The 19,474-nt window shown below is 61.3% G+C and carries 25 protein-coding genes; 7 read left to right on the top strand and 18 right to left on the bottom strand.

The annotated features are described in order from the left end of the window. Positions 1-6: 6 nt before the first annotated feature. The 4 genes from AC1Q5B_RS15785 to AC1Q5B_RS15770 are packed head-to-tail and all read right to left on the bottom strand — an operon-like array spanning position 7 to position 1,658. Positions 7-183 carry a DUF3606 domain-containing protein gene (locus AC1Q5B_RS15785; RefSeq protein WP_313222258.1) on the bottom strand — a complete coding sequence of 59 codons (177 nt, stop codon included), beginning with the start codon at positions 181-183 and terminating at the stop codon, positions 7-9. A gap of 25 nt (positions 184-208) precedes the next feature. Continuing rightward, positions 209-1,114, bottom strand: a complete 906-nt coding sequence (gene ku, locus AC1Q5B_RS15780) for a non-homologous end joining protein Ku (RefSeq protein WP_313222259.1) — start codon at positions 1,112-1,114, stop codon at positions 209-211. Positions 1,115-1,170: 56 nt separating this feature from the next. Beyond that, positions 1,171-1,401, bottom strand: a complete 231-nt coding sequence (locus AC1Q5B_RS15775) for a hypothetical protein (protein ID WP_313222261.1) — start codon at positions 1,399-1,401, stop codon at positions 1,171-1,173. Positions 1,402-1,451: 50 nt separating this feature from the next. Continuing rightward, entirely contained in the window at positions 1,452-1,658 is a 207-nt protein-coding gene (locus AC1Q5B_RS15770) for a hypothetical protein (RefSeq protein ID WP_254573952.1), read from the bottom strand. A gap of 398 nt (positions 1,659-2,056) precedes the next feature. Between AC1Q5B_RS15770 and AC1Q5B_RS15765 the strand changes: the two genes are divergently transcribed. Next, on the top strand, positions 2,057-3,283 hold the full coding sequence (locus AC1Q5B_RS15765; protein ID WP_313222276.1) for an HNH endonuclease: 1,227 nt from the start codon (positions 2,057-2,059) through the stop codon (positions 3,281-3,283). A gap of 152 nt (positions 3,284-3,435) precedes the next feature. On the opposite strand, the gene AC1Q5B_RS15760 is transcribed toward AC1Q5B_RS15765, so the two are convergent. The 6 genes from AC1Q5B_RS15760 to AC1Q5B_RS15735 form a co-directional block, all read right to left on the bottom strand. Next, on the bottom strand, positions 3,436-3,849 hold the full coding sequence (locus AC1Q5B_RS15760) for a hypothetical protein (protein WP_492632458.1): 414 nt from the start codon (positions 3,847-3,849) through the stop codon (positions 3,436-3,438). Further along, positions 3,846-4,382: an H-NS family nucleoid-associated regulatory protein gene (locus AC1Q5B_RS15755; RefSeq protein ID WP_407073713.1), complete on the bottom strand. Its 537-nt coding sequence runs from the start codon at positions 4,380-4,382 to the stop codon at positions 3,846-3,848. Before AC1Q5B_RS15755 ends, AC1Q5B_RS15760 begins: the two co-directional genes overlap by 4 nt. A gap of 98 nt (positions 4,383-4,480) precedes the next feature. Beyond that, a complete protein-coding gene (locus AC1Q5B_RS15750) occupies positions 4,481-4,768 on the bottom strand; it encodes a hypothetical protein (protein WP_313222277.1) in 288 nt (95 codons plus the stop codon). A gap of 74 nt (positions 4,769-4,842) precedes the next feature. Next, entirely contained in the window at positions 4,843-5,817 is a 975-nt protein-coding gene (locus AC1Q5B_RS15745; protein ID WP_313222278.1) for an SOS response-associated peptidase family protein, read from the bottom strand. Positions 5,818-5,827: 10 nt separating this feature from the next. Beyond that, a complete protein-coding gene (locus AC1Q5B_RS15740; protein ID WP_313222279.1) occupies positions 5,828-6,265 on the bottom strand; it encodes a hypothetical protein in 438 nt (145 codons plus the stop codon). Beyond that, positions 6,262-6,501: a hypothetical protein gene (locus AC1Q5B_RS15735; RefSeq protein ID WP_492632457.1), complete on the bottom strand. Its 240-nt coding sequence runs from the start codon at positions 6,499-6,501 to the stop codon at positions 6,262-6,264. Before AC1Q5B_RS15735 ends, AC1Q5B_RS15740 begins: the two co-directional genes overlap by 4 nt. 111 nt (positions 6,502-6,612) lie before the next feature. Between AC1Q5B_RS15735 and AC1Q5B_RS15730 the strand changes: the two genes are divergently transcribed. Both AC1Q5B_RS15730 and AC1Q5B_RS15725 read left to right on the top strand, forming a co-directional pair. After that, complete coding sequence (locus AC1Q5B_RS15730; protein ID WP_492632810.1) at positions 6,613-7,758, top strand: ATP-binding protein; 1,146 nt, start codon at positions 6,613-6,615, stop codon at positions 7,756-7,758. Further along, the gene (locus AC1Q5B_RS15725; RefSeq protein WP_313222282.1) at positions 7,751-8,104 is read left to right on the top strand and encodes a response regulator; all 354 of its coding nucleotides are present in this window, start codon (positions 7,751-7,753) and stop codon (positions 8,102-8,104) included. The genes AC1Q5B_RS15730 and AC1Q5B_RS15725 overlap by 8 nt, the downstream gene beginning before the upstream one ends. Before the next feature lie 9 nt (positions 8,105-8,113). On the opposite strand, the gene AC1Q5B_RS15720 is transcribed toward AC1Q5B_RS15725, so the two are convergent. The 3 genes from AC1Q5B_RS15720 to AC1Q5B_RS15710 form a co-directional block, all read right to left on the bottom strand. Further along, positions 8,114-8,941 (bottom strand): alpha/beta hydrolase family protein, encoded by an 828-nt coding sequence (locus AC1Q5B_RS15720; RefSeq protein ID WP_313222283.1) that lies wholly within the window; start codon positions 8,939-8,941, stop codon positions 8,114-8,116. Next, positions 8,907-9,986, bottom strand: coding sequence for a TolB family protein (locus tag AC1Q5B_RS15715; protein WP_492632456.1), 1,080 nt, complete (start codon positions 9,984-9,986; stop codon positions 8,907-8,909). Before AC1Q5B_RS15715 ends, AC1Q5B_RS15720 begins: the two co-directional genes overlap by 35 nt. Positions 9,987-10,048: 62 nt before the next feature. After that, positions 10,049-10,288: a hypothetical protein gene (locus AC1Q5B_RS15710; RefSeq protein WP_313222285.1), complete on the bottom strand. Its 240-nt coding sequence runs from the start codon at positions 10,286-10,288 to the stop codon at positions 10,049-10,051. A gap of 183 nt (positions 10,289-10,471) precedes the next feature. Between AC1Q5B_RS15710 and AC1Q5B_RS15705 the strand changes: the two genes are divergently transcribed. Next, positions 10,472-10,993, top strand: a complete 522-nt coding sequence (locus AC1Q5B_RS15705) for a hemerythrin domain-containing protein (protein ID WP_313222286.1) — start codon at positions 10,472-10,474, stop codon at positions 10,991-10,993. Between the two features lie 9 nt (positions 10,994-11,002). Then, positions 11,003-12,166, top strand: coding sequence for a zinc-dependent alcohol dehydrogenase (locus tag AC1Q5B_RS15700; protein ID WP_313222288.1), 1,164 nt, complete (start codon positions 11,003-11,005; stop codon positions 12,164-12,166). Between the two features lie 84 nt (positions 12,167-12,250). On the opposite strand, the gene AC1Q5B_RS15695 is transcribed toward AC1Q5B_RS15700, so the two are convergent. From AC1Q5B_RS15695 to AC1Q5B_RS15680, 4 genes are all read right to left on the bottom strand, one after another. Next, positions 12,251-12,985 carry a DNA-formamidopyrimidine glycosylase family protein gene (locus tag AC1Q5B_RS15695; protein WP_492632455.1) on the bottom strand — a complete coding sequence of 245 codons (735 nt, stop codon included), beginning with the start codon at positions 12,983-12,985 and terminating at the stop codon, positions 12,251-12,253. Further along, a complete protein-coding gene (locus tag AC1Q5B_RS15690) occupies positions 12,978-13,742 on the bottom strand; it encodes a DUF72 domain-containing protein (protein ID WP_313222292.1) in 765 nt (254 codons plus the stop codon). Before AC1Q5B_RS15690 ends, AC1Q5B_RS15695 begins: the two co-directional genes overlap by 8 nt. A gap of 18 nt (positions 13,743-13,760) precedes the next feature. Next, positions 13,761-16,157, bottom strand: coding sequence for a catalase (locus tag AC1Q5B_RS15685; RefSeq protein WP_313222294.1), 2,397 nt, complete (start codon positions 16,155-16,157; stop codon positions 13,761-13,763). Positions 16,158-16,239: 82 nt separating this feature from the next. Next, positions 16,240-16,848: a hypothetical protein gene (locus AC1Q5B_RS15680; RefSeq protein ID WP_313222296.1), complete on the bottom strand. Its 609-nt coding sequence runs from the start codon at positions 16,846-16,848 to the stop codon at positions 16,240-16,242. Between the two features lie 126 nt (positions 16,849-16,974). On the opposite strand from AC1Q5B_RS15680, the gene AC1Q5B_RS15675 reads away from it, so the two are divergent. After that, positions 16,975-17,634: a DUF6766 family protein gene (locus AC1Q5B_RS15675; RefSeq protein WP_313222298.1), complete on the top strand. Its 660-nt coding sequence runs from the start codon at positions 16,975-16,977 to the stop codon at positions 17,632-17,634. 6 nt (positions 17,635-17,640) lie between these two features. Next, positions 17,641-18,195, top strand: a complete 555-nt coding sequence (locus AC1Q5B_RS15670; RefSeq protein WP_313222300.1) for a cysteine hydrolase family protein — start codon at positions 17,641-17,643, stop codon at positions 18,193-18,195. A gap of 225 nt (positions 18,196-18,420) precedes the next feature. Here the strand turns inward: AC1Q5B_RS15670 and AC1Q5B_RS15665 are convergent, their stop codons facing one another. Then, positions 18,421-19,455, bottom strand: a complete 1,035-nt coding sequence (locus AC1Q5B_RS15665; RefSeq protein ID WP_313222301.1) for a magnesium transporter CorA family protein — start codon at positions 19,453-19,455, stop codon at positions 18,421-18,423. Between the last annotated feature and the right edge of the window lie 19 nt (positions 19,456-19,474).

The raw sequence follows: 19,474 nt of genomic DNA, 5'->3' as shown, positions 1-19,474 counted from the left end.
AACGCGTTACTTGCCCAGATGCTCGCGCACGGCCTTGGACGTGTTGCCCACGGCCTGCACGATGTCACGGAGTTCCTTCTCCGACACACCCAATTCCTTGGTCCAGTATTGGACCTCGTAGTCCTCGCTCAGGTTGATGCGATCACGGTCGGGGGAACCGGTCTTGCTCTTGTCGTCAGACATGGGAGTGCTCCTTTGCTTGGGTGACTCAAGAGGCCTTTCGGGCCGTGGATTTCTTCGTGGCTTTACTGGCCTTCTTAGCGGGCGACTTTGCTGCCTTGGCAGATGCCTTCTTGGCCGCGCCCTTGGCCGGCGTGCGCTTCTTCGTGTCCAGGCTCTGCTGGAGCAAAGACATGAAGTCCACCACGTTGGTGGCGGCGTCTTCGCGCGGCTCGGGCTCTTCGAACTTGGTGGTGGCACCGGCGGACTTGATCCGCTTCTTGATGATGTCGGACAGCCGCGCGCGGAACTCGTCGTGGTAGTCGGCCGGGTTCCATTCGGACGTCATGGAGTCGATGAGCTGCTCGGCCATTTCCAGCTCCTTGGGCGCCAGGCGGTAGTCCGACGGCTTGCCCTCGGGCAGCTTGTATTCGTCGAACTCGACCAACTCCTGCGGGTAGCGCAGCAGAATCAGCACCAACGCGTCACCGTCTGGCATGACCGCGCAGATGTATTCCCGGGTGCGAATGACTACACGGGCGATGCCGACCTTCCCTGACTTCTTCAAAGTCTCGCGCAGCAGCACGTAACCCTTCTCAGCCTTCTTGCCGGGCACAAGGACGTAGGGCTTTTCGAAATAGCGCAGGTTGATGCTGGACGCATCCACGAACGTTTCCACGTCCACCGACTCGTGGGACTCGGGTGCCGCGGCGGCGATGTCCTCTTTCTCGATGACGACGTAGCTGCCCTTGTCATACTCGAAGGCCTTGACGATGTCCTTCCAGGGCACCTCTTCGCCCGTGTCGGCGTTCACCCGCTCGAACCGGATGGGCTTCTTGTCCCGGGAGTCGAGCATGCGAAAGCTAAGGTCCGTTCTGCGCTCGCCGGACATGAGGGACACGGGGATGTTGAGCAGACCGAACGACAGCGATCCGGTCCAGATCGGGCGGGCCATGGCAGGCTCCAGCGGTTGCGATTCTCTTTTGTAGTGCCGCGAGTGTGAAATTGATGTCACCTCCCACGGCTTAGGGGGCCCGAAGGCGGGCGGCGCTCAGCCCACCCCCGGTCGACCCGGTCCAGGTCGTAGTCGTCGCCGAACTGCAGGGCGGCTTCTTTCGGTTCCAGATCCGCGTAGCGGGACAGCTCGGTATCGGTCATTCCAGCGTCGCCGATGGTGATGGCGAAGTGCGCTTGAAGAGCAGCGTTGAAGGCGTCACGCCAGGTCGCGGTGATGGTCGTCATGGGTGTTCTCCTTGAGGAAGAGAAAGGGGCCCCGAAGGGCCCCGTGGCGGTCAGTCTTCCTTGGGTTCGGGCAGGCGCAGGACCACAACGCCGTTCACCGGCACCGCGTTGAGGACGAGGCGGTAGCCCTTGCCGTCCTGGTGCGGCCAGGCCGCGCCGATCTTCGACCAGTTGCTGCGCTTGTCGCCCTGGACTTCGTATTCCTCGACCAGGAAGGCGTCGAGGCGGTCGTTGGCGGGCTGATTCTTCTTGGCCATGGTCTTTCTCCGTGGGGTTCGAGCGGATTGCTCGCGGACCGGTGAAGGAAGCCGTCCAGGCCTTGCAGCACCCCGGCAGCGACGCAGCGGCAGCGCAGGAGCCCAGAGGGGCCGCAACGCAGAGGAGGAGTGCGACGCACTTGCGCAGGGACGAGGCGACCGATCCTGTCGCGATGAAGCAACCGCGCCCAACGGAGCCATGCAATGGCCCCTCCCACCCGCCCTCGCCTCGCTCAGCTGTCGAGGAAAGTCCTGGCGAATCAGCGTTCGAAATCGGGATGCCCGAACCAGACAAGGGCTGCATTGGCCCCGCGGTTCGCACACGGTTTGGCCTGCGCCTTGCCGATGGAAGACACCCCGGGACATTGCGATACTTGGGTGACAGGATGGGGGAACACATGGGTATCGAACGGGAGTTTCAGAGCTACGGCGCGCAGCTCGTCAATCGCGCATGGGCGGTTTCCGCGATCACCGACGATCCACGCGAAGTGGTGGTGAGCATTTGGCAGCACAACATCGCCGAGCGCGATGGCCGGTGGATCTACGATGACTCCCTCGCGCGGTGGAACGGCGCGGGCAAGAACTTGCTCAAGGAGCACCTCGGTGTGGCCTACCGCGAAGGGCTGCGGTTGCGCGCCGTCGTCGCCACCCAACACAACCGGGCCGAACGCGAGCGAAATCCGGACAAGGCCCCGCGCAACACGTTCAAGGCCAGCCCCGACTGGGTGGGCCGTGTGGAGTTGCTGGAAGGCGACAACTTCGTATTGGTGTTCGAGCACGTCGGCGAGCTGGCGACCGCCCCGACCGGTGCCAAGTATTGGCGGGTTGCCGAAGCGGTGGAGGCAATGGGCGGTGGAACGCTTGCCGAGGTGGGCGATTGGCTGGAAATCCACTTCCCTTCAGACCCCATCGCCGACTTGCGCGCCAACCTGGAGCACCTGACGGTGAACTCCGCCAGCCGGCCCCACTACAACTACAGCCGATCCGATTGGCGCACCGACCGCGGCCATCCCCACGACCGGCTGTTCAAGATCGTGGACGCAGGTCCGCCCCGGAGCACCCGCTACGTGCCGTTCAACCCAGCGGTCCACGGTCACCTGGACCTGCAGAAAGGTGACGATGGAAAGTGGGTGGTCGTGCCGTTGCCTCAGGACGATCAAACGCGGGCGGAAGCGCAAGGCCAGGCCGACGCGTTCGACCATGCGCCACCGCTCGACAACGAGCACGACGCCCGCGTGTGGGCCATGCGCGCCGTTGCACAACGCCGCGGCCAGCCGCTGTTCCGCGCCCGCCTGCTCGACGCTTACGATGGCAAGTGCGCCATCACCGGGTGTTCTGCCCTGGAAGTGTTGGAGGCGGCCCATGTGCTTCCCTACCGCGGGGACCACACCAACCGTGTGGACAACGGCCTGCTCCTTCGCGCTGATCTCCACACCCTGTTCGACTGCCAACTGCTCTGGATCACGGCCGACAACACGGTGGCCATCGCCCCCGCTCTCCTGGCCACCGACTACGCGTCCCTTCAAGGCCAAGCGCTTCGTCTGCCGGCGTCCCGAGCGAATCACCCCAACCCGGCTCACCTGGCCGAGCACGCCAAGCGCTGCAAGGAACGAGCTGCCACCTAACAACAAAGCCCCCTTACGGGGGCTTCGGTCGTCGGCGCTTGAGTGGGGATTTTCGCCCCCGTCCCCCATTGCCGGGTGAAGTGGCCAGGACGACGGGGCCATGGTCCAACAGCGCGTGGCCACCTGCCATCAGCTGCCCAAGCTAAGTGGGGTCAGACTTCTCCCCGCTCCCCTTCGGACTTTTCCGCCAGCCATTGCTCCACGGTCTTGCCCTTGAGTTCCTCCGCCAGGTGACTGGCACACAACATCGGGCCCTTCGAGCGGAAGTTGGCCACCATGTGTGCCGCAAGGATGGCAGCAGCCAACACGTGACGCTTTTGGCGTCCTTCTTCGGCCCAGTCGTTGGGCAACGCTTTGAGTGCCACCAGGGCTTCTTGCCCTGACAGGTATTGGATACAGGTCAGAAACGACCACTGGAGGCCGATCGCTTCGCGCAGGCGAACACCGGCCATCTTCTCGTCGATCTTCCCTTCCACGGCATCGAGAAGCACGTTGGCCGCCACCACGGCTTTTCCCTGCGCGGAGAGCCGACTTTTCTTCTTCGGAAACAATCCGCGCACGTTCAAGCCTTCTTGGCGGCCTTTTTGACGGCCTTTTTGCCCGTATTCTTTGGCACCTTCTTGGTCGGCCTCACCGCCTTGCCGGTTGCCTTCTTCGCCCCCTTGGCCACCTTCTTGACCGCCTTTGCCGAAGCTTTCTTCACCGCCCCACTGGCTGGCGGGAACTTCGCGCCCGGGTTGGCCTGGGCCCAGGCCTTGCCCTCGGCGGACTTCGCCCACGCGGCAAACGCCTTGGGGGTCAGCCCGCGGCCCGCCCAGGTTTCCCCGGTCGGCAATCGATACTTCGGCGCCACCTTGCCAAGCTTGCGGCCCTTACGGGAAGCAGGAGCGGCTTTGGGCTCGCGCGCCGGCTTGTCGTCAAGCGTTTCTCCGATGAGCTTGGCCACCTGGCGACGTTGGGCGGGGCTCAACACCTTGGCGAACTTCTGGAGCACGGCCAAGGCCTTGGGCACTTCGCCGTCGCGCTTCTCGACCAGCTTGCGCTGGGCTTCCAAGTTCTTGATCTCGGCGTTGATCGACTGCAGGGTGGTCAGGGCCAAAGGATATCTCCGTTACGGGGAACCATGGGTTATAGCCCATAACTATAGATTTCGGCCACATAGTGGCCGCAATCTAGAGTAGTCCCCGGCCCCTCCGATCAGTCGCGCTCCACCACCACCGTCCACGCGAAACTGGCCTGCGGCAACCCGGTGTTCGGATCCGTCCCCATGTTGGCTTGCGGCAGGACGCTGATGACCCGCCACCCCTGGGCGTAGAGCTGCGGGATGGTGAGCGAGCCGGCGGTCTTGCACTCGAACACGGTGTCGTTGGTGAGGGTTCCGTCCTTGAGCACGGGCTTCGAAGAGCAGACCTCTCCTTGCTTGGCGAGAACGGTGGTGGACACGGCCAGCAGCACGGCGGCCAGACCCAGCTTTTTCAGGTGCATAGGCAATCCCCTGTAGACCGCCTTCCTGGCGGCCTCTAAACGATAGCAACAAATGGCTTGGCCATGAATCAGGCCTACGCGGCTTCCTTGACCAACTCGTAGTAGGGGTGGCGCTTGTCGTCGAAGATGGCGAACAGCGCGCCCAAGTTGTTGGGATCCGGGTTGAGCCAGGCGTCCACGTGCTCGGGCTTAATGTTGATGATCGTGCGGTCATGCCCGGCCGCGGCCACCTCCGGCTCGGGCTCGTCGGTGATAGCGGCGAACGACCACAGGTCGGGCTCCTCCCCCTTCGGGTCCACCCAGTGGGAGTAGAGGCAGGCGATATACATGGTCTCGCCGGTGCGGGGGCGGAACTGGATTTCTTTCGATCCGCCCTTCCCGTCGTCCACGTTCTCGTAGAACGTCTCGGCCAGCATCAGGCCGTGGGTGTAACCGAACTGATGGCGCCAGAACCGCTGAAGGTTGTCGCGCCGGGCGTTGTAGGTGCCCGACACGCGCCCATCCTTGGTCCAGTCGATCGAGGGATCCATGCCGGCGGGGCGGCAGTGGTAGCGCATGGGCCGCACGACCTTGCGCCCGTTCTCCGAGATCAGGACGGGGACATACCAGTCGGGGAAGATGCGGTTGTCCTTGGCGGGCTCCAGCTTGGTGCGCTTCGCATCGGCGATCCAGCGCTCCATCTGTTTGATCTTGTTCCCGGCGATTCGCTGATCGTTGAGGGCGGCCTTGGTCTCCTTCTTCGCCAGCTTCGCTTCGGCAGCGGCCAGGCGCGCCTTCTGCGCATCCAGCTCGGCCTCGCTTTCAGCGAGCTTGCGGCCGTTCCACTCCGAGATGAGTTCCTGGATCTGCCGCTCCAGGTCGGACTTCGGCGGCAGGAAATTCAGGTCCATGCCCTTGGGGATCTTGGGCGTGAACTTCGCCGGCTTGCGGACGCGGTAAGCCTCGTCTCGCTTGAGGTAGACCTCCCAGAACTCGCGGATGTCGATGTCGGCACCGAACTCATCCACATAGTTCGAATATAGAGTCCATGCCTCTGCGCTATAACACATGCACAGCTCCTCAATTGGCGGTCATATTGGTGGACACTGGCATGTTCTTTCGAACCACTTCCAGAAGCGCTTCGTCGCTGATCGGACCCTGCGGCTGCTGCTCGATGTAGTCGTCCACTGCCTTGAGCGTCGGCTCATACTCGTCCATCCAGTAGGCGTTGAGCGGCAGATCGAGCATGTAGGTAGGGCAGACGAGCTCCCGATGGTCCAGGGTCATGCCGTATTCCATCCACGCGCTGTCCAGATCCGAGTCACCCTCGATCTCGCTCAGCTGCAACCACACCTCGCGCGTTAGACCGAGCTCTGCCTGCTTCGCTTTGAGTAGCTCATGGAACTGTCTGTAGGTGGTCTTCTCCCGAAACTCTTTGGTCAAGGGATAGGTGCTGACCCATCCGTCCAGGAGTTCGATCTGCTTCACGTAGTGCGGGATATCAAGCGGCGCGGTCATGGTTCTTCACTGCAAGGTTCGTCGTCCCCGGGGATGAGGCCGGCGTCACGCTGGATGCATTGCAACCGGCTCCAGACATGGTCGTGATGGTTCGGCGGGGTGTCATCCATGATCGCGTCCGCGAGCCCAGCGAAAGCATCGCTATGGTGCTCCGGATCGCACCTGCTCAGCACAGTCTTGATCGATTGCTGGAGGCCATTCAACGCGTCGTCGAGTTCTTGTAAATTTTTGACCATGCTAGCTCCTCTTTGGATGCTGCTGCGCACAAATGAATACGGTCTTCACGCACCCATCATTAAGTTAACCGATCGACCTGGGAAACAGCGATGAGCGATCAGTCCTCCACTATGCACGACTCCATAGACGACGCCTGGATGAGCGAATCAAAGCAGTTTCGCTTGTTGCTGAACAGCGTAACCGACTACGCCATCTACATGCTTGACGCGACCGGGCACATCCAGACCTGGAATCATGGGGGAGAGCGCGTCAAGGGCTACACACGCGACGAGGTCATAGGCTCTCACTTTTCGCGGTTCTACGAACCTGCAGATGTTGAGGCGGGGCTGCCGCAGCGCGAGCTGGACGCTGCAAAGCAGCAGGGTCGGTATTCGTCTGAAGGTTGGCGGGTGCGAAAAGACGGGAGCCGGTTTTTTGCCAGCGTGGCCATTGACCCCATCTGGTCGGATGGAAAACTCGTTGGGTTTGCCAAGGTCACGCGAGACGTCACCGACAAACGAAATGCCCAGCGTCAGTTGGAAGAGGCCCAAGCTTCCCTGCTCCAGGCGCAGAAGTTGGAGGCGGTGGGCAAGCTGACTTTGGGTTTAGCCCACGATTTCAACAACTTGCTTGCGGTGGTGATCAACGCCCTGGATCTTATCGCCATTCGTGTGAACGACGACCCCCGGGTTACCCGGAACGTGGAAGCCGCCTTGCGTGCCGCTGAGCGTGGCGCGCTCCTCACACGTCAGCTCCTAACGTTCGGCCGTGGCCAGAACTTGGTCGCCCAGCCTCTGGACGTCAACCGGTCGATTCAGGACCTGAATGATTTGATGAGACGCAGTTGCCCCGAGAATGTCGAACTGGCATTCGACTTGGCGCCCAACTTGCCGTTCGTGGAGGTGGACAAGCCCCAGTTCGAAGCTGCCGTGCTCAACGCGGTGGTCAACAGCCGGGACGCGATGCCCAGCGGCGGAAGAATCGTGATCACATCCGCTCTACGAAAGGTGGCCGACCCTACCGATACGGGCGCATCCAAAAAGGACATGGTTTGCGTAAGCGTGGCGGACAACGGCAGTGGCATTCCGTTGGAGATCCAGGAGCGTGTGTTCGAGCCGTTCTTCACCACCAAGGAGATCGGCAAAGGCAGCGGGTTGGGTCTAAGCCAGATCTTCGGCTTCGCCAAACAGTCCGGAGGTCATGCGACCCTTAGCAGCACCCCCGGCCAGGGAACAACCGTCGTCATTTGCCTTCCGCTGAGTGTTCAACATGCCTAAGGTTCTTTTGGTGGAGGACGAGAAAGACCTCCTCCTTCTAATTTCAGAGTCGTTGGAGATCCACGGTTACACCGTTTCCAGCGCGAGCTCGGGCAGTGAGGCCCTTGACGCCTTGAGAGACCATGGCCCGTTCGACGTCGTTGTGTCAGACATTGCCATGCCCGGAGCCCTCACCGGAATTGACGTGGCGCAAGCCGTCGTGGGCCAGCACCCAGGGGTGCGCGTGATCCTCACATCCGGACATCCATTGTCACATTTCCCGCCCATTCCGAAAGCCGTTGAGTTCTTGTCCAAGCCTTACCGTGCCAAGCAACTGCTGGACATGATTGGTGACGTCAGAACTTGATCAGCACGATTAGCCCATTGAGGCCGTCCACGCGATGAGCCGTTCGTAGTAGTCCTTGCGCTGACTCGGCTTGCCCGTGGATGACACGTGGTGGCTGCCGCCCGGATAAACGATCAGGCGACTGCGCGCCTTTCCCGCCCGAACCAGTGCTGCGTGCAACTCCTCGCCCTGGCCAACAGGGCATCGGTGATCGTCCGAGCCCTGCAATATCAAAGTGGGGACGGTGATGCGAGACGCGCGGCTCAGGGGCGACAGACGGGTGTGCAGCTCCCACCCTTCGCTCGGCTCCCTGCCCATCGCATAAGAGCCCACGTAGTAGCCGCTGTCCGAGGTTCCCTCGTGAGAGATCTGATTGATGACCCCAGCCGAGACGATGCCTGCCTTCCAAGGCCCAGGCTCTCCCAACGCCCACGCCGCCAAGAAGCCTCCGTATGAGTGACCGAAGCACACCACCTCATCGCTTACGGTGCCTTCTTGCTTCAGTTGGTCGATCGCGCTGAGGTATTGCGGGAGATCCAGCTCTCCCCAACGGCCAATCAGCCGGCTGCCAAACTCCTCGCTGTAGCTGCTCGAGCCCACGGTGTTCAGCGCCAAGATGGCCCATCCCGCTTCCAGCAGTGGATCCCAATGCTCATGGACATTGGGATCGACCATGATGTAGCTATGCGGTCCCCCGTGCATCTCGACCAGCAAGGGATGAGGGCCCTCCCCGTCGGGGGTGAGCAACCAACCCTCCACTTCTTCGGTGGACCCCTCGCCGTTGGGCACCGTGAAGCTGCGCCAGTGGGCGTTGCGTTTGGTCTCATCGCCCTGGTTGAAGTCTCCCAGCACTTCCACCGGAGTGCCGTCCAACGAATCCCGTCTCAACCGCGGACCCTGCCGAATGTCCACGCCGATCCAGTGCAGGCATCGGGGCATCGGGGCTCATCCAGAACTCCGTGATCTCTCGGGGTTTGTCCACCACTACGCTGAAACCGCCTTCCCTCTCGCATGCAACGATCCGCTGAGTGGAGCGATGCGCTTCGATGGCCACTACGGCTTGCCCGTCCTCGCGCCACTGTAGGCCACTGGGAGAGGCCAGCTCCAGGGGCGAGAACAGGAGGGCCTTCTCACCCACCAAGTCCCAGCCTTGCAACCGAATCCGTGAATCGCCTTCGATGGACGAGCCGGCGAACGCCACCGCCTTGCCGTCCGGCGCCCACGCAACGGAACTGACGGTGGGGAACTGGGAGGTGACCTGCACGAACTCGGCATCATCGTTCGAGCGTATCCAGAGATCGGTCAGGTGCCGCTGCCGCTCACAGCGCTCGACCACGATCGCCAGCTGGTCACCGGTTGGCGCCCACCGGGCTTCTTTGACGTCAGCCCCCGGTGTCTCCACCCGCTGGATGGACCCGTCATCCTCTCCCAGCACGTAGAGAGAAATTTCTTCGCCGGCGATGTAACCGGTGCCGTCCATCTTGTAGGGCAAGTAGTCGCTGACGATCGGCTTGCTCGTGTCGGGCCTGGCCTGGAACGCCACCACCAACAGCTGGCGCCGCTTGACACACCACTGTTGGACGGCCACGACGCCGTGGGGAAGATCTGAGAGCTTGCGGGGGTTGCCGCCGTCGGCATCGCGCGCGAACACCTGTAGCAGCCCGTCGTGGCCCTGCAAGTAGGCAAATTTGCTGCCGTCAGATCGCCAGACGGGTCCGGAGGCGTCATCACCACTGCCCGTGACGGCGAACACCCCGTGCTCAGAGGAGATGCAGACCTGCGTATGGCTGCTGTCCCCCTCCTCATCGATCCAACCGACTTGAAAGCCGACTGCTTTCCCATCGGGACATCCGACCAATTTGGATAAGTTCTTCCGTTCGAACATGCGGTCCAGCGCGTCCATTTCATGCCCTCCACGTAAAAAAATGCCCCGCCGGAGCGGGGCACATCGTCCGGCAGACGCTATCAGCGCTGCTCGCGGTTCTGCTGCTCACGATTCTGCTGGTCGCGGTTCTGTTGCTCCTGGCGGTTCTGCTCATCGCGATTCTGTTGTTGGTTCTGCTGGTCACGGTTCTGGCCACCCTGACCGCCCTGCTGCTGGTTCTGCTGGTCGCGATTCTGGCCGCCTTGACCACCCTGCTGCTGGTTCTGCTGGTCGCGCTCCTGACCACCCTGGCCCTGCTGGTTTTGGTTGTTGTTACCCATGTCATCGTTCCTTTGTGAGTTACGACGGACTTGTCGTGCCTAGAACCGTATTCCCGACGACGTGATCACAACGTCTACGTAATACAGTCAACACCATTCTGTTGGCAATCATTTATCTGGAATATCACACTGCATTGACGTGGGAGTCGTAGAACGTAGTTTTCTCACCCCGGAGAGCCAGCCATGCAACGCGATATTCTCGTCACCCTCCAAGCCGAGCACGACTCCCTGCGCGCACTTTTCCAGGAAATGGAGACCACAACCGATCGCGCAAAGAAGAAGCGACAACAGCTGTTCAAGGACATCGAAGCCGCCCTTATTCCGCATGCGAAATGGGAAGAACTGCATTTCTACCCTGCGTTCAAGGAGCGGGCTGATCGCGACGGTCTGAAAACCCATGCCGAGGCTGTTATTGAGCACCAAGCCGTAGAGCTGACAGTGCTGCCTGAGGTCAAGGCTAGTGACATCGAATCTCCGAAGTTTGCGGGGGCAGCCAAGGTGTTGGGCGAAATGGTCGATCACCACGCCACGGAAGAAGAAACCACCATGTTCAAGATGGCACGCAAGCTCTTCACCCCGAAGGAACGCGCCGAGCTCGATGTGCATTACGAGGAATGGAAGGCTTCGCTGGCTTCAAAAGCCGTGACGACCCACGCAGAAATCAAGACCGGCCTCAAGGCTGCCATCAAAAAGATCACCCCCTAGAGGATTCCCATGAAAGCCCTGACCTACCATGGATCAAAAGACGTTCGCGTTGAAGACGTCCCGGACCCTACGCTTGTCCAGGCGGACGACATCATCCTGCGTGTCACTGCCACTGCCATCTGTGGCTCTGACCTGCATCTCTACCGCGGCAAGATGCCCGCCCTGAAGGAAGGCGACATCCTGGGTCACGAGTTCATGGGCATTGTGGAGGACGTCGGCAGGGATGTGACGGAGGTCGCCAAGGGCGACCGCGTCGTCATTCCCTTCGTGATCGCATGCGGCAAGTGTTTTCACTGTCTCTTGGACGAGTTTTCGGCTTGCGAGACCACCAACACCGGCAAGGGCGCCGCGCTCAACCAGAAGGGCATCAAGCCGCCTGCTGCACTGTTTGGCTACACCCACCTCTACGGTGGGGTGCCGGGTGGACAGGCAGAACTCGTGCGGGTCCCGAAGGCCAACGTCGGCCCGTTGAAAATCCCCGACGCGCTGACCGACGAACAGGTCTTGTTCTTGTCGGATATCCTACCCACTGGCTACCAAGCTGTCCTGAACGCGGGTGTGGGCAAGGGATCTTCTTTGGCCATCTTTGGTGCGGGGCCAGTGGGCCTGATGTCCGCCGCATGCGCTCGCATGCTCGGCGCAGAGCAGATCTTCATGGTGGACGAGTTGCAGTATCGCCTGGACTTCGCTGTCCAGGCCTACGGCGTCATTCCGATCAGCATGAAAGACGTCGATGATCCGGCCGAGTTGATCATGCAGCAAACCAATGGGCGTGGCGTGGACGCTACGGTGGATGCGGTGGGTTTCGAAGCCAAGGGCAGCACGACCGAAACCATCCTGACCAACTTGAAGATCGAAGGAAGCAGTGGCGCCGCTCTCCGCCAAGCCATTGCCGCCACCCGCCGCTGCGGGACGGTGAGCGTGCCGGGTGTCTACGCCGGCTTCATCCACGCCTTCATGTTCGGTGACGCGTTCGATAAGGGCCTGAGCTTCAAGATGGGTCAGACCCATGCTCAGGCGTTCATGCCTGAACTGCTAGAGCACGTGGGCAACGGCTTGCTCAAGCCTGAGATCATCATCTCCCACCGCATGAGCTTGGCCGATGCAGCGCACGGGTATTCTATTTTTGACCAGGCTGAAGAGGACTGTAGAAAGGTTGTCTTGACGCCGTAGCTCCCCTGTTGTCCTCGACCTATCCAGCGCCCCTACGCATCTCCTGGGGGCGCTTTCTCTATACAGGACCATTAGCATTGAGTGTCAAACGTAAAGCTGCTGGCAGCGTTCACAGAAGAAGCTGCGGCGCTGCGTGGCGCCCAGATAGGCTTTCGTCAATGTCCCCCCACAACTTGGACATTTCCGCTTGGTGTGGACCAGCCAGTGCTTCTTGAGGACAAACGCTCTCTTCCACTCCAGGAAGTCGAAGCTGTATTGGCGCGCCTCCTTGATCAACTCTCCAAGCTTGCGCGGTGGGAGGCAACCCACCCGGGAACTGGGCTGAACGCGAATGCGATACAACACTTCGTTTTTGATGATGTTTCCAACGCCCGCAAAGATGTTCTGGTCCAACAAAGCATCGCACACCAGCATGTCCGGCGCGCCCTTCAGTTTGGCCCTTGCCTTTCTGGGGCTCCATGAATCCGACAACACATCCCCGCTCCAGTCGTAGGCCTCATCGAGGGGATCTTCGATATATTTCAAGGAACAGGTGTAGAAATTGACTTCTCCAGTGTCAAAGCGAAGAGATAGTCTTGGCGTCGCCCCAGCTTTTTGTTCATCGATGCGGTAGGACCCAAACATCATCAGGTGGATGCGCAGGCTGAATCCCGAGAACTCTAGCAGGAAATGCTTTCCCCAACTGCGCACTGAGAGGATCCGCCGACCCTCCATGCGCGCAATGGCCAGCTTGCTGTTCCCGCTCACCGACCGAACCGTTTTTCCGCGAAACCGAGCAACCTCCTCCCGGAGGATAAGAATGGAAGGCCCTTCAGGCATCTGAGCCCCCCTTTGTAGTGGGCTGCAATATCGCCTTCAGTCGCGCCGCATTCGCCGCGGCCTGTCCATGAGCGGTGTTATCGAACACGACCCATGCACTTACCCGCCTCTTTAGTTGTGCGCGCACATCACTGGCCAGCGCTGCGAGCGCTTCCTCACTGTAGCTGCTGTAATACATGCGCGGCGACCCATGCCACCTCCAGTAGTGCAGGGGACCCGCTTCTCCCGGCGCTGCAGAAAGGTCAGTGATCGGGGGATCGGCCGCGACTCGGCTGATGTCATGCGACTCGAAAGTGGCTTCTGCGGATGGCTCAAACCAGCTGGGATGGCGCGGCTCACAGACGACCGGCACAGCGCTTCGTCTTCGAAGCATCGTAAAGAAGGTGGATGCCGCCCTTGTCTCAAACATTAAGGAAGGCGGCAACTGCACCAGAATGGCGCCCAGTTTTTCGCCGAGCCCCGCGGTTTCCTCCATGAATTTATCCAAAAGTGATCCGCATCCACGCAGTCGCGCTTCGTGGCTGATGGACTTGGGCAATTTGACAGAGAACAGGAAATCGCGAGGGACTGAATGCGCCCACCGCTCGTAGGTATTGACCCCGTGGCGCCGGTAGAACGAGGAGTTGATTTCCACCCCGTTGAACACCGTGGCGTAGCGTTCCAGGGCAGTCTCCCCCTCGCCGAAGAGACTGCGCTGCGCGGAGGGGATGCTCCACCCCGCACACCCTATCCGCAGGCTTGGCTTAGGGGCCGCCATTCCAAGCGCCCCGCGCACTCACAGCAAGGGCGGGTCGGTTTCGCGCCCGAAGTGCTTGTGCTTGGCCAAGGCACCCATGAATTGGCTGATCGCATCCTCCTCGGGTTCGCTCTGGAGGAGCAACCCCGGATCGTTCTCATCCCGCAGCACGCCCGTCCCTTCTACGAACGCGACGGCCTCACCCAATGCGAGAATGGTCTTGAGGTGCCGGAACTGATCCTTCACGAACTCCGCGGCCCGGCCATCCCTCGCCCACACCTTGGCGGTGCCCTCCCCATCGGGAATGATCACCCCGTCGAACAGGACAGAAGGCTCGTTTTCGAACGACGCGTCGGCGTCGATTTCACTGCCATCTTTCGCCGTGAACACGCCCACCCGGTGTCCCACCAGGCGCCCCACCGCGCCAGCCTCCAGCAAGGCAGCTTGCGCTACCGCGACCTGATCGCCGTCGACGCCGTCCCCTACGAAGATCGCCACCTTGCGCGTGGAGATCCCAGTCACGCCCGGTCGGGCAAACATCGACAGGGGTTCAGAAGTTGTCACTTCCGGCTTGGGAGGTTTCGGCAACGCACGCGGCATCGGATCGGGCAAGGGCATGCCCAGCCCTTCGGCGACCTGTGCTGCCAGCTCCTCGGACGCATTGCGCAGCATGGACACCACACGGCGACGTATGGCTGGAACCGTCAGCTTGGACAGCTCGAACCGGAACGCAGCGGCGATGTGGGCTTGCTCGATCGGAGACTGGCTGTTGTAGAACAAAGCAGCTTGGTTGTAATGCTCAGCAAACTTCTCGGGCTTGCCCCGGACCTCGTCTTGCTCCACCGGCTCGGGGAAAGACACGAAGCCTGCTGCCCCGGCCTGGAACGGGCAACCCCCGCCCAGGGAATTGGGTTCGTAGGAGACCTTGCCGCGGTGAATGGCCTGGCGATGGAAGCCGTCGCGCTGGTTGTTGTGGACCGGGGCGACGGGCGCGTTGATCGGGATCTCGTGGAAGTTTGGTCCGCCCAGGCGGGAGAGCTGGGTGTCCACGTAGGAGTGGATGCGGCCCGCCAGCAGGGGGTCGTTGGTGAAGTCGATGCCGGGGATGACGTGCGCGGTGCAGAAGGCCACCTGCTCGGTTTCGGCGAAGAAGTTGTCCGGGTTGCGGTTGAGCACCATCCGGCCCAACGGCGTGATGGGCACAAGCTCTTCAGGGATGATCTTGGTCGAATCCAAGATGTCGAAGGAGAAGCGTTCGGCCTCTTCTTCCGTGAACACCTGCACGCCCAGTTCCCACTCAGGATAAGCGCCTGATTCGATGGCTTCCCACAGATCGCGCCGGTGGAAGTCCGGGTCGGCGCCGGCGATCTTGACGGCCTCGTCCCACAGCAGTGCGTGGGTGCCCTGGAGGGGCGTCCAGTGGAACTTGACGAAGCGAGACTGTCCCTGGTCGTTGACGAAGCGGAAGGTGTGAACACCGAACCCCTGCATCATCCGGTAGCTGCGCGGGATGGCCCGGTCGGACATCAGCCACATCAGCATGTGGGTGGATTCGGGCATCAGGGAGACGAAATCCCAGAACGTGTCGTGCGCCGAGGCGGCTTGCGGCATTTGATGATGGGGCTCGGGCTTCACCGCGTGCACCAGATCCGGGAACTTCATCGCGTCCTGGATGAAGAACACCGGCATGTTGTTGCCCACCAGGTCCCAATTGCCCTCGTCGGTGTAGAACTTGACCGCGAAGCCGCGCACATCGCGCGCGGTGTCCTTGCTGCCCCGCTCACCCGCCACCGTGGAGAAGCGGACGAACACTGGGGTGATCTTCCCGGCCTCCTGGAACGGAGCGGCCCGGGTAAGTTTGTTGTGCCGCTTGTAACTCTCGAAGAAGCCGTGAGCCGCTGACCCGCGGGCGTGGACGATGCGCTCGGGAATGCGTTCGTGATCGAAGTGGGTGATCTTCTCCCGCAGGATGAAGTCTTTGAGCAGCGCCGGTCCACGAAGGCCAGCTTTCAAGGAATTCTGATTGTCAGCGATGGGAACGCCCTGGTTGGTCGTCAGGCGTTGCCCCGAGCTGTCCACGCGCACGCGGTCCAGCGAACCCACCGTGGGATTCGTCCCCGGGGCTGCCTGGGTGCCCAGCTTGGTCGAACCGTTGCCTTCAGCCAACGTGCTGGCCGTGACCAAGGGGGAAGGCGGAATGACTTCGGTGCCCTCCGGGGGATCCACGGCTCCTGCTCGGCCATGCTCAGCGGACTTGTTCTCATTGAATGGCATGGCAGCGGCCGTGGCTTCCACTTCTGCCGCCTGCTCGGCGATGAGATCGCCCGAGCCCAGAGGCGGTGCTTTGGACGCGGCGCTGTCGGAATTCCTCGCGGCGGAGGCGCCGGCAACGTTTTTCTTGGTCTTGGGATTGGTGGGCTTGCGCGAGGTGGCCATAGCTTTTCCTGATCGAAAATCACAGACGGATTGGAAACAGTGACGCTTGAAGAAAAGCCCGCCGGAGGCGGGCTTTCATCGGTTACAACATGTCTTCGCGGGCCTGCTCTGCGCGGGCCGCACCGATCGCGGTTTCGACCTTCTTGACCTCCTCCGGGGGCGGCAGCACGGCCGGCATGCCCAAGCTCTGGATCCACAGCTCCCGGCACCAGCCCTTGGTGTGGTAGAGGTGATGGTCTTCGTCTTCTTCCACCTCGTCGTAGGCAGCCTTCAGGACCTCGGCTACCTTGTCCTTGCCCGCCTCGGCGACTTTGCCGATCAACTCCCAGTTGGAGTGATCCTTGGTCTCGGCAAGGACGACGCATTCGCAGGCCACCAATTCGGCAGCCGCTGGACCAGCGTTGGCTTGTGCCATCTCGATGGCCGCAACCAGCGAGGCGCCGTTGTGTGCGCACACCTCTCGCCCCGGGCTCATTTCTTCGGTGTCCATGCCCAGTTCCCCGAACACCTGGGTCAGCACTTCCTCGTGGTGCTTGGTCTCGTCAAGGTATTCCTGCCACTCCTTGCGCAGGTCTTCGTTGACGGCCACGGCGATGGCGGCCGTGTAGATCTTGATACCACCGCGCTCGGTTTCCAGCGCCTGGAGCAGCAGCTCCTTGACGCCGCTTTGATCGTAGCCCTTGCTTGCCATTGCTGACTCCGTTAGCTGGGGAAGAAATTTGATTATTCAGTCCCACCCCGCAAAGACCTTGTGAAAACCAGTTTCTTCACCGCGTTTCTACGAAGTCACGCCTTCAATGTGCAAAAGGATGACTTCATGACCAGCACACATCCCGGATTCCTAAAACGGAATGGCCTGTCGATCGTCGTTCTCCTGTTCATGCTGGGAACATGGCTAGGGCAAATCCTGACCGGCCACGTCGTTTACAACGACGAGCTCTCGGACCTCGCTGCGCCCGCCTTATCCCTCTGGGAATACTTGGCCAGCGGCCACTTCGTTTCGGCCACGTTCGAAAACTGGGAAAGTGAATTCTTACAGATGGGCATGTATGTGTTGCTGAGCGTGTCCCTTCGTCAAAAGGGCTCCGCGGAATCCCGGCCACTGGATCCATCGAAAGAAGAGGAGCGCATCGAAAAGGGTCCCAAGCCGTGGCCCGTGCGGGTCGGCGGTGTGTGGCTCAAGCTCTACGAGCACTCCTTGGCCATCGCGTTCACGGCGCTGTTTCTGCTCTCCTTCGTCCTCCACCTGGACGGAAGTTGGAGACACGAGGTGGCGTCGCGCCAGCTGGAGGGCGAGCCACCGGTGGGAGTGTGGGAACACTTGGCCAGTGCCCAGTTCTGGTTCGAGTCGTTCCAGAACTGGCAGAGCGAATTTCTCGCCGTTGCCTCATTGGTCCTGTTGACCATCGTGCTTCGCCAGAAGGGCTCACCCCAGTCCAAGCCGGTGGAAGCTCCCCACAGTCAGACCGGCACCTGACTTGGCATGCGGCCCGCACTCATCGTCTTGGACATGATCAACCTCTTCGATTTCGACGGGGGTGACCGGTTGGCGGCGCAAGCAGTGAAGGTTTGCAAGAACATCGCGGCACTGCGCGCCACATTTACTGAACGCGATTGGCCGGTGCTCTACGTCAACGACAACTTCATGGACTGGAACCGCGAGTTTTCAGACCTGGTCGCCACATGTCGGCAGCGGGGAGGTGAGACCAGCTCCATTGCGACCATCCTGGAACCAGGACCCAAGGATTATTACGTCCTCAAACCACGGCACTCCGCTTTCCTATGCACCACATTGCCAGCCATCCTGGGCGACCTGAGCGTGTCCGAATTGGTCATCACCGGCGTCGCAACCGACTCGTGCGTGCTGGCCACGGCACAAGACGCCCACATGCGCGGCTACAAGGTTCGGGTCCCATCCGACGCGGTCGCCGCTCAGACCGCTGCACGCTCCAAGAGGGCGTTAGCGTTGATGTCGGAATCCATGGAAATTGACACGCGCCCTACCGCAACCGCGTCCCGAAGCCTTGCCTCGTCATGACTCTCTACTTTCCCAACAGAGGGCCGTTCCACCCACCAGGAGTCACGCATGAGAGACCGAAAAGATACCCCCGCCCCAGGCGAGCCTGTCGAGTGCGAAGAGACCCATGCGCAACGACGGGAACGCAAGAAACACGAGAGTGACAACCAGGACCAGGCGCTGGAAGAGACGTTCCCGGCCAGCGACCCGGTGTCGCCTTTCGTCCCAGCCAAAGCGCCTGAGTAACTAGAACCACCGCTTGTGTTTGCCCCAGAGGATGGAGCCGGCGGCCAGCACAAGCATCAACACGACGGCGACGGAAAATCCAGCCACTCCGGTCTTGAAGAACGGGGCTTCGAAGTTCATGCCCAGAATGCCGCCGATGACGGCCAGCACGCCGACGACCACCGTGACAAAGGTCAGCACCTTCATCGTTTCGTTGGCGGACAACGCGGTCTGGCTGCTGAACAATTCGAACGTTCCCACCACGAGATCGCGGGCGTTCTCCACCATGTCCATGGCGCGTTCGTAGTGGGTGTCCAACGCACGAAAGTGCCGCTCGGTTTGCTCATCCTCCTCCGGGCGGAAATCTGGGCGACCCAACGCCGTGAAGACTCCGCGATGGGGAGCGAGCATTCGCCTCAGGCGGGACGCCCCCTTTCGCAGCGACCGAAGTTCCTCCAGGCAATCCCGAGGCGCCGTGGACAACACGTCCACCTCCAGCCGTTCGACCGCCAGCTCGAACCGGGAAACCGCGCTGAAGTAGGTGCCCAGGTGCCATTCCAACAGGGCTGAAACAAAGCTGCCCGACGTCAGGGCCCCAACGCCCGACCTGCCCCCTTGCCCGTCTCGAAAATTGTCCAGGAACTCGACGGGTTGGCGGTGAAGGGTGGCCACCACGTTCTTGCCCGCCACAATGGTCAGCACGGTGCCGCTGAACGCTGGACTGGGTGAGTCAGCGACAGCAACCACCCTGACCCAGAAACACTTGCCACAGTTCTCCAACGCGGGATTGGTGTCAGTGCCCGCGTAGCCGTCTACCGCGCCCATGGGCAGGGAAAGGCGTTCGGCCACCCGAGCCAACTCGGTTTCATCGGGCGCGTGGAGATCGATCCACAGCAATTGATCCTTGGATGGATCCATCACCAAGGCCGCATCCAAGCCCGTGATTTCACGGGTAGCGCTGGCTGCATCGAATAGCATCGCCCGAACCCGCGCCGGGCCTTCATCAGGCGCAGAACCGCCGCTTAAATCATTCCCTCTGCCTTGCGTTGTATCCATTCCATTGCTCATCCAATCC

The sequence above is a fragment of the Pseudoxanthomonas sp. GW835-FHT14C01 genome (genome assembly GCF_058793715.1).
Note: the sequence above shows the minus strand (reverse complement) of the source record. Positions and strands in the feature narration are given on the sequence as shown.